This is a genomic window from Streptomyces sp. NBC_00464 (assembly GCF_036013915.1).
GTDB lineage: Bacteria > Actinomycetota > Actinomycetes > Streptomycetales > Streptomycetaceae > Streptomyces.
The window spans coordinates 1,186,524-1,200,094 of the sequence record NZ_CP107899.1 but is presented as its reverse complement, the minus strand read 5'-3'; the positions used below and the strand labels follow the sequence as shown (position 1 = coordinate 1,200,094).

The following is a 13,571-nucleotide window of genomic DNA, read 5'->3' as shown; positions in this document are numbered from 1 at the left end:
ATTCTCACTTCCGGGGCATGCGGCGCAGTGCCGGTCGAGCCTTCTCCGCGACGCCCACCATCATTGCGATCTCGGATACGCGAGGAGAGTCAAATATGGTGGCGAGCGGCATTTCTACGCCGAGGGCGGCACGAATACCGCTGACCAGGCGGGTGGCAAGGAGCGAGTGGCCTCCCAGCTCGAAGAACCCGTCATCGATCCCGACCTCGTCCAACCCCAGGACCTCGGCGAACAGGCCGCACAGAGTCTCCTCCACAGGGGTTCGGGCCGACCGGTGCGCGACCGACCGACGCGCTTCCGGAGCCGGGAGCGCGGCACGATCCAGCTTCCCGTTCGAGGTCAAGGGGAAGTCGTCCAGTACCACGACGGCCGCCGGGACCATGTACTCGGGCAGGGACTCCTGCACGCGACGGATCAGAGTCTCGGTGTTCAAGGCCTCCGGCCGCGAAGAGTTCGGCACGTTGAAGAACTTCTCGGAACCGGATCCGGCGGCCCCCTCGGCGCCGGTGCGCGCGAAACCGTCGAGGTCGTCGAAGCCTTCAGGGACGAGGAGCAGGTCGAAGGAATAGGGGGATTCCCGGGACCAGTCGAGGGAAGCGCGAAGGCCGTTGCTCGTGGCGGCGTCGCAGATCTGCCCCGGATCGACCGCCTCGACAGCCCACCCGTCGGGGGGCGCGCTCTCACCGCTCAGCGCGGACAGCAGGCGGCGGTCGGCAACAAGTCTCGCATTCGGCAGGCCTGTCAGAAGGAGGGCGTCCGGGCGCTCACGGTCGAGGAGTCCAGCCGCCTCCGTGAGACTGTGTACGTCAACTCCCCAGATGAGCACACGGACCTCTCGCGGCGTCGGCTCCTTGCCGCCCGCCTTGCGGAGCGCGACGTCGTACCGGTAGAGCGAGAGTTCGTTCTTCGCGTCCTGTTCCTTGAGCATGACGCGATGAGCTGAAATCACATCGGTTTCATCCGCGAACGCGGAGAAGAAGTCGGGGTCTACGAGAAGTTCCTGCTCCATGTCCATGCTGCGCTTCATCGCCGCGGCATGCTCGGTGCTTCCCGGGCGCGCCTCGATTCCCCTCATGGAGACCGCCGCGTGGAAGCATCCGAGCAGCTTCAGGTTCCGCACGTCACCGAGGAACACGGTGCCGCCGGGCGCCAGGTGTTCCATAGCCTTGAGCAGTACCCGCTTCAGATACTCGCCGCTCGGGAAGTACTGGATCACGGAGTTGATGACGATGACGTCGAAGTGTCCCTGGGGGATGCCGTCGAAGTCGTCCGCCGGCCGGTTGAGCAAGTGGACTCTGCCGGAAAGACGCGGCTCGTCGGCCACGCGCCGGCTCAGGCGGCCGATGACCTCCGCCGAAAGGTCCGCACCCCAGTAGGACTCGCAGTGCGGAGCGACCTTGGACAGGATGAGGCCGCTGCCGACGCCGATCTCCAACACGCGCTTCGGGTTGAGCTTCAGGACGCGGCTTACGGTCTCGCCGCGCCATTGCTCCATCTGCTCGACCGGGATCCGCCGACCGTCGTAGCTGCTCGCCCAGCCGGCGAAGTCGTCCTCGGCCGCGGCGTCGCTTCGGTAGTGCTGATCCTGGATCGCCTGCCACTCGGCGACCCGCTGGGCGTCAGAGAGCTCGTCCGGGGGGCTGTTGTGGGCTGCGGGGGTTACGTAGGCGATGACGCGTTTGTCGCCGGGCTGGTCCTCGCGGACGGTCACCACGGCGCGGGCGACGGATTCGTGGCTGGTGAGGACCGCTTCGATCTCGCCCGGTTCGATGCGGAAGCCGCGCACCTTGACCTGGTGGTCCGCTCTTCCGACGTACTCCAGTTCGCCGTTGTCCGTCCAGCGCACGAGGTCGCCCGAGCGGTACATCCGTGTCCCGGCGGGTCCGAAGGGATCGGCCACGAACCGTTCCGCTGTCGTGGCCGGCCTTCCCAGGTAGCCGCGCGCCAGCCCCGGGCCCGCGATGTACAGCTCGCCGGCCACACCCGCGGGAACCGGTTGAAGCGCCTCGTCCAGCACATAGACGTGGGTATTGAAGTTCGGGCGACCGATCGGCGGGACATGACCGCTCACCAGGGGCCCGCTCATGGTGGCGCAGACGGTGAACTCCGTCGGTCCATACGCGTTGATCATGGTGCGGCCAGGAGCCCAGAGACGGATGAGTTCTTCGGAAAGCGCCTCCCCCGCGACCATCAGCGTGCTCACGTGAGGCAGGGCGTCAGGTGGCAGGACGCTCAGCACCGCGGGCGGCAACTCCAGGTGGGTGATGCGGTGTTCGGTGATGAGGCGCTCAAGCCCGGGACCGGGCAGGAGCTGCTCGGCGGGCGCCATGACCAGGGCCGCACCCGCTCCGAGTGCCATGAGCACGTCCGGGACATGCATGTCGAAACTCGGCGAGGAGAACTGCAGTACCCGGCTGCCGGCATCCGTGGTCCCCGCTGCCCGGATGTACTGGCCGGCGAGGCTGGGCACGCCCGTGTGGGTGACGACGACGCCCTTGGGGCGGCCGGTTGATCCGGATGTGTAGATCACGTATGCCGGGTGGGCCACCGTGGCGGGGCTCAGCCGGTGAGCGTCGGTGACCGGTGACGTCGCGTACGAGGCGAGGTGCTCCACGGTCCGCGGATCATCCAGGACCAGGCGCTCGGTGGCCGCGCCGAGCGTGTGGGTGTCGACGCCGCGCAGGGTGAGCAGCAGCGCGGGCTCGGCGTCTCGCAGCATGTAGGCGATCCGGTCCGCCGGATACTTCGTGTCGATCGGCAGGTAGGCGCCGCCGGCCTTCATGACCGCGAGCAGGGCGACGATCATCTCCACCGACCGCGGCACTGCCAAGGCCACGATCCGCTCCGGCCCCACGCCCCGTGCGATGAGGAGCCGCGCCAGGCGGTTGGCCCGCGCGTTCAACTCCTCGTACGTGACCTCCAGGTCCTCGAACACCACCGCGACGGCATGCGGAGTCCGCGCGACCTGCTCCTCGAACAACTCGGGAAACGTCAGACCCGGCACCTCGACCGACGTGTCATTCCACTCCGACAGCACCCGCTGCCGCTCCTCCGGCCCCAGAACGTCAACTTCGCCCATGCGCAGATCGGGATCCGCGACGACGGCCCGCAGCAGCCGCATGAGACGAGTCGCCATAGCGTCAGCCGACGCCCTGTCGAACAGATCGGCCGAGTACTCAAGAGTCCCGCTGAACCCGGTGGCGTCCGCGCCGCTGTCGGCCGCTCCACGTATCGAGAACGCCAGGTCGAACTTCGCGACATCGGACGGGACCGGCTCGTCCTCGGTAGTGACGCCGGCGATGTCCCATGCGGCTTGTGTGTTGTTCTGGAAGGCCAGCATGACCTGGAACAGGGGATTGCGGTCAAGGGACCGATCCGGGTTGAGGGCCTCCACCAGCCGGTCGAAGGGAAGGTCCTGGTGGTTGTACGCCGCCAGATCGCTTTCCCGAACCCGGCTGAGCAGTTCACGGAAGCTCGGGTTTCCGGACGTGTCGGTACGCAGCACAAGAGTATTGACGAAGAATCCGACAAGTTCGTCGAGGGCCTCATCCGTGCGCCCCGCGATAGGCGACCCGATCGGAATGTCGGTACCCGCACCGAGGCGCGTCAGCAACGCCGCGATACCAGCCTGCACGACCATGAAGAGCGTGCACCCGTGTTCGCGTGCCAGCTGCTCCAAGCCACGATGCAGATCACCCTCGCACAGGAACTCGACGACGCCACCCCGGTGGCTCTGGATCGCCGGCCGAGGGCGATCTGTTGGGAGCTCCAGGACGTCCGGCAGCCCGTCGAGTACCTGAGTCCAGTAGGCGAGCTGGCGTGTGTACACGCTGTCCGGATCGTCGGACTCACCCAGCAGGCCGCGCTGCCAGAGGGTGTAGTCCGCGTACTGCACCGCCAGCGGCGACCAGGTCGGGACATCGCCGCTCTGCCGTGCCGCGTACGCCAGCGACAGGTCCTGGGCCAGTGGCGCCAACGACCAGCCGTCGCAAGCGATGTGGTGTGTCACCAGCAGGAGCACGTGCTCCTGCGGCGCCACGGCGAACAGTGAGGCGCGAAGCGGCAGATCCGAGCCCAGATCAAACGTCCGCCGCACGGCCTCGCTGATCGCTCCGCCGAGTGAGGCTTCGGTTACCTCCACCAGGTCCAACCCAAGCCGCACTTCGTCCGCCGGTACGACGCGCTGGCACGGCTCGCCGTCCACCTCGGGAAAGACGGTCCGCAAGGCTTCGTGCCGGTCGGCCACGTCCAGGAGAGCGGCGCGCAGAGCCCCCGTATCCAGGTTGCCCTTCAGGCGAAAGGCGGAAGACTCGTTGTACGTGGCATTCGGCCCCTCGAGATGGTCCAGAAACCACAGTCGACGCTGGGCGAACGACAAGGGGAGCGGGTCCGGACGCGGCTGCGCCCGGAGGGTCCTTCGGGACTCGGGCGCGGTCCCGAGGGCGTCACCCAGCCTGGCGGGGGTGGGAGCGTCGAACAGGGTACCGATCGTCAGCTCGACGCCCAGCTGCGTCCGGATTCGGCTGACGAGCCGCGTAGCCAGGAGTGAGTGGCCGCCGAGGTCGAAGAACCCGTCGTCGATGCCGACCCGCTCCAGACCGAGGACCTCCGCGAAGAGATCGCAGAGAGTCTCCTCCCGCGGAGTCCGCGGTGGGCGGCCGGTGGCGCCGGCCGTGTAGCGAGGAGCCGGCAGAGAGTTCCGGTCCAGCTTCCCGTTCGGCGTGAGCGGGAACTCGTCCATTGTGACGAGGGCCGCGGGCACCATGAACTCCGGCAGGGACCGACCGCAGAGGGCCCGCAGGACCCGCTCGTCCGGGGGGCTGTTGTGGGCTGCGGGGGTTACGTAGGCGATGACGCGTTTGTCGCCGGGCTGGTCCTCGCGGACGGTCACCACGGCGCGGGCGACGGATTCGTGGCTGGTGAGGACCGCTTCGATCTCGCCCGGTTCGATGCGGAAGCCGCGCACCTTGACCTGGTGGTCCGCTCTTCCGACGTACTCCAGTTCGCCGTTGTCCGTCCAGCGCACGAGGTCGCCCGAGCGGTACATCCGTGTCCCGGCGGGTCCGAAGGGATCGGCCACGAACCGTTCCGCTGTCGTGGCCGGCCTTCCCAGGTAGCCGCGCGCCAGCCCCGGGCCCGCGATGTACAGCTCGCCGGCCACACCCGCGGGAACCGGTTGAAGCGCCTCGTCCAGCACATAGACGTGGGTATGGAGAACCGGGCCGCCGATCGGCGGCAGACCACCGCTCACCAGGGGCCCGCTCATGGTGGCGAGAATCGTGGACTCCGTCGGCCCGTACCCGTTGATCAGGGTCCGGCCCGGCGCCCAGACCCGGACCACGTCCGCAGAGACCGCCTCGCCCCCGACGATCAGCGTGCTCACCTGTGACAGGGCGTCGAGCGACAGCACACTCAGCACCGCGGGCGGCAGTGTCATGTGGGTGATGCGCTGTTCGGTGATGACGTGTTCGAGCTCGGGACCGGGCCGGAGCTGCTCGGCAGGGGCCACGACGAGTGCCGCACCGGCCGCCAGTGCCATGACCACCTCTGCCACGTGGGCGTCGAAGCTCGTCGAGGCGAATTGCAGCATCCGGCTGCGGGTATCCATGGCCAGGGCCTGGGCGTACTGGCCGGCGAGGCTGGGCACGCCCGTGTGGGTGACGACGACGCCCTTGGGGCGGCCGGTTGATCCGGATGTGTAGATCACGTATGCCGGGTGGGCCACCGTGGCGGGGCTCAGCCGGTGAGCGTCGGTGACCGGTGACGTCGCGTACGAGGCGAGGTGCTCCACGGTCCGCGGATCATCCAGGACCAGGCGCTCGGTGGCCGCGCCGAGCGTGTGGGTGTCGACGCCGCGCAGGGTGAGCAGCAGCGCGGGCTCGGCGTCTCGCAGCATGTAGGCGATCCGGTCCGCCGGATACTTCGTGTCGATCGGCAGGTAGGCGCCGCCGGCCTTCATGACCGCGAGCAGGGCGACGATCATCTCCACCGACCGCGGCACTGCCAAGGCCACGATCCGCTCCGGCCCCACGCCCCGTGCGATGAGGAGCCGCGCCAGGCGGTTGGCCCGCGCGTTCAACTCCTCGTACGTGACCTCCAGGTCCTCGAACACCACCGCGACGGCATGCGGAGTCCGCGCGACCTGCTCCTCGAACAACTCGGGAAACGTCAGACCCGGCACCTCGACCGACGTGTCATTCCACTCCGACAGCACCCGCTGCCGCTCCTCCGGCCCCAGAACGTCAGCCTGACCGAGCAGGTCTTTCAGGCACTGCCAAGATTCGCGTGTAAACACAGTTGCACCCAATATCGATTGAAGAACTACCGCATGCGCTGATCCGGGGCGCATCGCGAAGGGCAGGCCGCTTTGTTTGAGCGTCGTGACGCTCCCGTCCAGGACAGGGCTAGCGCGACCGCGTACCGCTTCCGAGACTTGGCCGTGCTCGTGGCGCACCGTCGAGAAGTTCGTACAGTCCGGCGACCGACGGTGTTTCGAAGATCTTGGCGACATCCAGTTCGACGCCCAGCCTTCTGCGTACTCGGCTCACCAGACGAATCGCCAGCAGTGAGTGGCCACCGAGCTCGAAGAAGCTGTCGTTCAGCCCCACGTTCTCGACGTCGAGAACCTGCGAGAATATGTCGAGCAGAACATCCAAGCGCTCATCTCCCGCTCCGGGTGATACCTCACGAGCGGGCTCTTCCGGCCTTGACGCGAGCATTTCTCCCGCCAAAGGAGTCGCGATTGCCGGGATGTCGATGTCGTCCAGGCTCAACTGCGGGCGGGCGCTCATCTGATCGATCAGCATGCCGAAGCGTTCGGTCATCAAACCTGCTACATCTGAATCAAACAGGTCATCCGAATAGAGAACGATTCCACGGATGCCCGAGGGAGCCCCACACTCGTCGTACTCTTCCTTGAGCTGGAAGGAAATATCGAACTGGGCCGCGCGTTCCTGTATCTCTTCGATGCCGACCTCGACTCCGTGAAGCTCGTAGTCGGCTTCGACGTTGTTCTGCAGTGTCAGCATCACCTGGAACAGCGGGTGCCTTCCCGGCATGCGCGGGGGATTCAGTGCGCCGACGATGTGCTCGAAGGGAATCTCCTGATGCGCGTAGGCTTCGAGGTCCGCTGCGCGGACCCTCGTGAGGAGTTCGGTGAAGCTTGGGTTTCCTGAGGTGTCGGTACGAAGGACCAACGTGTTGACGAAGAATCCGACCAGGTCGTTCAGGGCTTCGTCGGTCCTGCCCGCTATCGCTGTTCCCACGGGTATGTCGTGGCCGGCTCCCAGCTTCGACAGCAGAGCACCCACGGCCGCCTGGATCACCATGAATACGGTGCATCCGCTCTCCCTGGCCAAATCGACCAAGCAGGCATGAGTGGCCTTGGTGCATTCGATCTCGGTCGGGATTCCGGTGCGGCTGGACATCGTGGGGCGCCTGCCACGAGTGGGGAGCTCCAGCTCGTCCGGGATCCCGTCGAGCTTTGTTTTCCAGTACTCCAACTGCTTGTGGCCGACGCTCGCTTCGTCAGACTCGTCACCGAGGAACTCACGCTGCCAAAGTGCGTAGTCAACATACTGAACAGGAAGATCTTCCCAAGCCGCAACCCCGCCTTCAAGGCGCGCTGTGTAGGCCGAGCTCAGATCCCGCCACAGGGGTGCCATGGACCATCCGTCACCCGCTATGTGGTGGAGGGTGAGCAGCAGGATCTGATCGCCGGGTCCCAGTATGAACAGTTGCGCGCGCAGGGGAACTTCATGGGCCAGATCAAAGGGGACTCGGTAGGCCCGGAGGAGTGCCTCCGACACCTCCGAGCTCTCGAGATCTTCTACCCGCAGAGCCGGCACGGCTTCGTGTGGCTCAAGTATGTGCTGATACGGCTCCCCGTCACGCTCTCGGAACAGGGTGCGCAGAGATTCGTGGCGAGTCACCAGGTCGGACAGTGCGCCCTGGAGCGCCTCCCTGTCGAGCGTGCCGGTCAGCCGCAGCGCCAACGGAGTGTTGTATACCGCCTTCACTCCCTCTAGTTCGTCCAAGAACCAGAGACGCCGTTGGGCGAATGAAAGTGGGTACACGAACGAACTCCTGATGTCGGGCGGGTCGCGCCGGCGGCAATCGATATCCCGCCCCGCACTGCAATTAACCGCATGCCTGGGAGGGGTGTGAGATGCGCTGTGGATACCGGCTGGTTTCGGTGATAGCCGACCTGCCGGCCACTGCGTTCTCTACTCAATTCCGACAACTGTGACCGGAAACGATTCTGCAAGATCATCACCTGGTCCGAGATTCGACGTCAAGGATCCCGAGATTATTTGAGGTTTACTTGAGGTTGGTTAGAGATCGCCACAAATCCCCCCATGGGCGATTTGGTGGCTAGTACACCTTGCTGAAGGAACCTCTTGTCGATCACCACCGCAGTGGTGCAGACTGCGAACGCGGCAGGCCAGCCGGTACGTGATGGCGGTATCGGATCGCAGCGCCTCGGGTCGCCCAATCGGCTCCAGTGGAACGGGTCGACCGGCCGGATTCTCGTCACGCACGGGTAGGTAAATCGCCGGGGAATGGCACTTGCGGCGCCTATAGGCCTGCGCGAGTCATTACGCAGAACTCTGTCCGACGTGGAGCGCGAGCTATTCGACCGCCGGACAGCCACCGATACGTACATGATGAGGTGGCACCCGCTTCGAAGGGCGTGCATGGGTGTTCCCTGCATGCACTGTTCGAGGCCGGCTGCCCGCGCTCCGTGTACGCAACGCACAGGAGAAAAGTTGTCGTCGGCAATATCCGGTAGCTTGATAGAGGTCGATGGTGTCATCTCGACGCTGGGCCCCCACGGTACGGACTCGGCCCACGAAGCTGCGAAGCACTGTTCCGACGTCGCACTGTTCCCGTCGTTCGCTGCCGCTGTCGCGCACGCCGAGGAGACCGGCGGGTACGCACTGGTACCCACCGGCTATCTCGATTTCCGGGATGGACAGCTCGCCGATAGTTGGGTAGACATGCACTTTCGGCTCCTCGGTCGGATGCGCACGGTCAATGTCTGGGAGAACCCCACTAAGACAATGTGCTTGGCGATCAATCGCCAACGGGTCCCGGACCGCAGATCCATCAGATCGATAGCGCTGCATCCAGCTACGACTCTTTTTGCGCGGCAGACGTGCGAGGATGCGGAGATCACCTATTTCAGCTCCAAGCCGTTGGCGGTCGAGGCGGCTGCGAAGGGTCTGGTCGATGCCTGCATAGGTTCGGTGGACGTCGTGGCGCAAACCGAACTCGAGCCGATCGATCACTTCCACCCGACGATGGTGTGGAGTCTCTATCAATCCGTTCGGGCGGAGCCTTTCCGATGCGTTGCAGGGACCGCCGGCTGATGCGCCTGCCGGGAGGCATTCTGTGTCCCACGTCAAACACGGAAGCGTTGCGACGACAAGGAAAAGGGATGCATCTGAATTTCCACAAGGTGCCGACGTGATCCGGGCTTCCGGATCATGCAGGTCCGCGACACCGCGAGAGAACTCGAACTTTCCAGATGAGGATCGATCATGGATCTGGGGCTGACAGGCCGCGTCTACATCATCAGCGGCGGCACTCGGGGCCTGGGCTTCGCCGTGGCTCAGGCGTTGACGGCCGAGGGCGCGCGCGTGGTGATCTCAGGTCGCGACGTCGATTCACTGGCGGCGGCGGTCGAATCGCTCGGGGAGGCACGGGCCACCGGAGTCGAGGCCGACAATGCCGATCCGGCCAGTGCACAGCGCCTGGTCAACGCGGCGCTCGAACGCTGGCAGCGACTAGACGGGGCACTCGTCAACGGAGGCGGTCCACCGTTGGGAAGTGTGCTGGAGATCCCCGACGAAGCCTGGCGGCTCTCATTCGAATCCGTGTTTCTCTCGGCGGTGCGGGTGTCACGAGTGATCGCCGAGAACCTTTCGGAGGGCGGCTCGATGGCCTTCGTCCTGTCGACTTCAGCACAGAATCCGATACCGGGGCTCGACATTTCGAATGGTCTGCGGCCCGGTCTCGCCATGCTGACAAAGACTCTGGCCTCCCAGCTCGGCGATCGCGGAATCAGGGTGAACGCCCTGCTGCCAGGGCGCATCACCACGGAGCGCACCGGATACTTCGATGCCGGCACAGCCCCCTCCCGTGCCGCGCAGATCCCGCTGGGGCGGGCCGGGAAGCCATGCGAGTTTGGCCGTGCCGCCGCCTTCGTGCTGTCGCCGGCCGCGTCCTACATCAGTGGCGCGGCGATCCCCGTCGACGGAGGGGCGTCCGCGTGAAGACGGCATCGTCCTTCCCCGGGCATCGTTTCGAGGGGGCGGGCTCACAGGCCCTCATACCCTCCTGTGACCGGCAGGAGATATGCCCCGGTGTCGGCGTAATGCCCACTGTGATCGGCAACGCGTACGTCGGGAGCCACCTGTGAGCCACCTTTACCCGTTGACTCGCTCGACGGCCCCGGTGCCCGACGCGGAGCGTGCCGAGGCCCTCGTCGCTCCGGAGTTCGGCCGCCACTTCACCGACCACATGGCATCGGCCGTCTGGACACCCGATGCGGGCTGGCACGGCCGCAAGGTCGGTCCGCTCGAGCCGTTCACCCTGCATCCCGGCACAGCCGTACTGCACTACGGGCAGGAGATCTTCGAAGGGCTGAGGGCCTACCGTCACGCAGACGGCGGCGTCCACCTGTTCCGGCCGGAGGTCAACGCGCGACGCTTCGCGCGTTCCGCGCGGCGGCTCGCCCTTCCACCGCTGGCGGAGGACGACTTCATCGCCGGTGTGGAGGCGCTCGTGCGGGCGGACATGCGGTGGGTTCCCTCGCCCACCGGCGAGGAGAGCCTCTATCTGCGGCCCTTCATGTTTGCCGCGGACGAGTTCATGGCCCTGCGGTCTCCCCAGCGTGTGCTGTACTCCGTCATCGCCTGGCCGACCGGACCGCTGTTCGCCTCCGGGCACAACGGAGTCACGCTCTGGGTCAGCAGTCGCTACACCCGTTCCGCCCTGGGCGGCACTGGCGCGGCCAAGTTCGGCGGCAACTACGCCGCCGGCCTCGCAGCCGAGATCGAGGCCAAGGAGCACGGCTGCGACCAAGTCATGTACCTGGACAGGACGGGTGGGGACGGCAACCTGGAGGAGTCGGGCGCGATGAATCTGTGCCTGGTCACCGCGGACGGACACCTCGTCACACCCGGACTCGGCACGATTCTGGAGGGCGTCACCCGCGATGCCGTCCTCGCTCTGGCGCCTGAGTTCGGGCTGACCCCGGTGGAACGGACCGTCTCTTTGGGGGAGTTGCGTGCAGGTGCGGCCGAGGGCCTCATTACGGAGGCGTTCGCCACCGGAACCGCGGCTGTGATCACCCCCATTGTCGGATTCAAGGGCGATGGCTATGCGTTCACGGTGGGCGAGGGCACGCCGGGCAAGCTGACCTGCGCGCTCCGTGAGCGGCTTCTTGACATCCAGTTCGGGCGCGCTGAGGACCCTCATGGCTGGATGCACCGCATCCAGCCATGACGAGAGCCCCGGCCCCACGCTCGTCGTCCGGGGGAGGACAGGCTCGGCCCCGCGACGTCCCAGACACCCCGCCGACAGGCCCGGCGGGACCCGGCTGCCCGGTCTTCGGTCAGTCGGCTCGATCAGAAGAGGAGAGCGAACATGAGCGCAGAGAAGGTCACGGTCATCGAGACCTGGAAGCTGAAGGAGGAGTTCACCGGGCGCACGCTGGAATTGATGCAGGTGATGGACGACATCGTAGGCCCGGGCGCCCACGACGACCCGGGCTGGTGCGAGCACGGCCGCTTCTACCAGCTTCAGGAGCGCGAGGCGGAGATCTGGATGATGTACACCTGGCGCAGCCGCGCCGAGCACGAGGTGTTCATCAAGGAGGAGGAGAAGCTGCTCGGCGAGTTCTACGAGCAGTACTGCGAAGGTCCGCGCGGCATCCTCTACTTCACGGAACTTCCGGTCGACGTCGAGGCGACCGACCCGCACGCCCATAGGGCAAGCGCGCATGTCTGAGGGAACGGGTGACTGGGCGCCGGCGGACTTCGAACACCATGGCCGTGAGCTTCTCGCGACCATCCGTCAGCACTTCGAGAACGTCAGGGACGTGCCGGTGGCGCGCCCCTACGACGCGGCGGAGCTGATGAGCCGCCTGGACGGGGTTATGCCCGAGCAGGGCGAGGAGTTCTCGCGCGTCCTCGCGGATACGTGGGAGAAGGTCGTCCCTGATCTCGTCCACTGGAACCACCCCGCCTTCCACGGCTACTTCTCCACCTGTGCGAGCTTCCCCGGGATGCTCGCCGAGACGATGACCGCTGCGCTCAACGTCAACTCGATGCTGTGGAAGACGAGTCCGTCGGCCTCGGCCCTTGAGCACGTGGTGCTGGGGTGGCTCGCCGAACTGGCGGGCTACCCGGGCGAGTCGGACGGACTGCTGGTCGGGGGTGCCTCGCTGGCCACGCTCTACGCCCTCGGCGCGGCCCGGGACGCGGCGCTCACCTACGACGTGCGCGAGGAGGGTATGGGCGGCCCGCATGCGAAGGTGGCCCGGATCTACACCTCCGACCAGGCCCACAGCTCAGTGGAGAAGGCCGCCATCACGCTCGGCATCGGGCTGCGCAACGTGGTGAAGATCCCGTCCGACGACCAGTACCGGATGCGCCCGGACCTGCTGGAGGAGGCCATCGCCCGGGACGTCGCAGCCGGCTGCGTGCCGGTCGCGGTTGTCGCCACGGTCGGCACCACCTCGGTGGCGGCGGCGGATCCGCTGCAGCCGATCAGTGAGATCTGCGGACGGTTCGGGGTGTGGCTGCATGTCGACGCGGCCTATGGCGGCCTGTTCGCCTTCACATCCCGGATGAGCGGTGCGGCGGAGAACGTCTCGGTCGGTGACTCGCTGGTCGTGAACCCCCAGAAGACGCTGTTCGTCCCGTTGGACTCGACCGCGCTGTACTGCAAGCGCCGTGGCACGCTGGCCAACACATACCGGCTCGTACCGGAATACCTGACATCGGTGCACACGGGCGGCACGTTCGACTTCATGGACCTGTCGCCGCAGCTGGGCAGGGGCTTCCGCGCCCTGAAACTCTGGTGGGTCATGCGTTCGTTCGGCCGCTCGGGGCTGGGGTCCCGGCTGGATCACGCGATGCGACTGGCCGACGATCTCAGACAGTTGGCCGCCGCCGATGCGGACTGGCAGTGCCCCGTCCCGTCGCGCTACCCGCTGGTCTGTCTGCGGTACGCGCCACAGGGCGGGGCGGCTTCGGACGCCCAGGCGGTGGACGTGCTGAACGCCCGCATCGTCAAGGAGCTCAACGACTCCGGCGAGGCCTTCGTATCGCACTCGGTGATCCGCGACGGATATGTCATCAGGGTCTCGCTCGCCAACATCCATACCACAGGGCAGGACATCGAGGGTCTGTGGGCTCTCCTCAACCGTACGGCGAAGAAGTGCCGTTGATCCAGCACGTCGCGCCTGTGGGCTGGAGCCCGGCCTCGGCCGGGAGCACCCCGGGACGTGCGAGGCCCCAGGCCCGCTGAACGACAACGAGGTCCGCCGCCTCGTCGGCCCT

6 protein-coding genes and 1 pseudogene are annotated in these 13,571 nt (G+C 66.4%); 5 read left to right on the top strand and 2 right to left on the bottom strand.

Going from position 1 to position 13,571, the window contains the following annotated elements; genetic code table 11:
• Positions 1 to 4: 4 nt before the first annotated feature.
• Both OG912_RS05105 and OG912_RS05100 read right to left on the bottom strand, forming a co-directional pair.
• Positions 5 to 6,214 (bottom strand): annotated as a pseudogene (locus OG912_RS05105) (amino acid adenylation domain-containing protein); the annotation flags it as partial.
• A 190-nt stretch (positions 6,215 to 6,404) separates the two neighbouring features.
• Positions 6,405 to 8,075, bottom strand: a complete 1,671-nt coding sequence (locus OG912_RS05100; protein ID WP_327708372.1) for a condensation domain-containing protein — start codon at positions 8,073 to 8,075, stop codon at positions 6,405 to 6,407.
• 717 nt (positions 8,076 to 8,792) lie between these two features.
• Here OG912_RS05100 and OG912_RS05095 point away from each other — a divergent pair.
• The 5 genes from OG912_RS05095 (at position 8,793) to OG912_RS05075 (ending at position 13,459) form a co-directional block, all read left to right on the top strand.
• Positions 8,793 to 9,371, top strand: coding sequence for a hypothetical protein (locus OG912_RS05095; RefSeq protein ID WP_327708371.1), 579 nt, complete (start codon positions 8,793 to 8,795; stop codon positions 9,369 to 9,371).
• Positions 9,372 to 9,542: 171 nt separating this feature from the next.
• Positions 9,543 to 10,277 (top strand): SDR family oxidoreductase, encoded by a 735-nt coding sequence (locus tag OG912_RS05090; protein ID WP_327708370.1) that lies wholly within the window; start codon positions 9,543 to 9,545, stop codon positions 10,275 to 10,277.
• A 142-nt stretch (positions 10,278 to 10,419) separates the two neighbouring features.
• A complete protein-coding gene (locus tag OG912_RS05085; protein WP_327708369.1) occupies positions 10,420 to 11,511 on the top strand; it encodes a branched-chain amino acid aminotransferase in 1,092 nt (363 codons plus the stop codon).
• A 141-nt stretch (positions 11,512 to 11,652) separates the two neighbouring features.
• Positions 11,653 to 12,015 (top strand): hypothetical protein, encoded by a 363-nt coding sequence (locus OG912_RS05080; protein WP_327708368.1) that lies wholly within the window; start codon positions 11,653 to 11,655, stop codon positions 12,013 to 12,015.
• A complete protein-coding gene (locus tag OG912_RS05075) occupies positions 12,008 to 13,459 on the top strand; it encodes a pyridoxal phosphate-dependent decarboxylase family protein (protein WP_327708367.1) in 1,452 nt (483 codons plus the stop codon). Before OG912_RS05080 ends, OG912_RS05075 begins: the two co-directional genes overlap by 8 nt.
• Positions 13,460 to 13,571 lie beyond the last annotated feature (112 nt).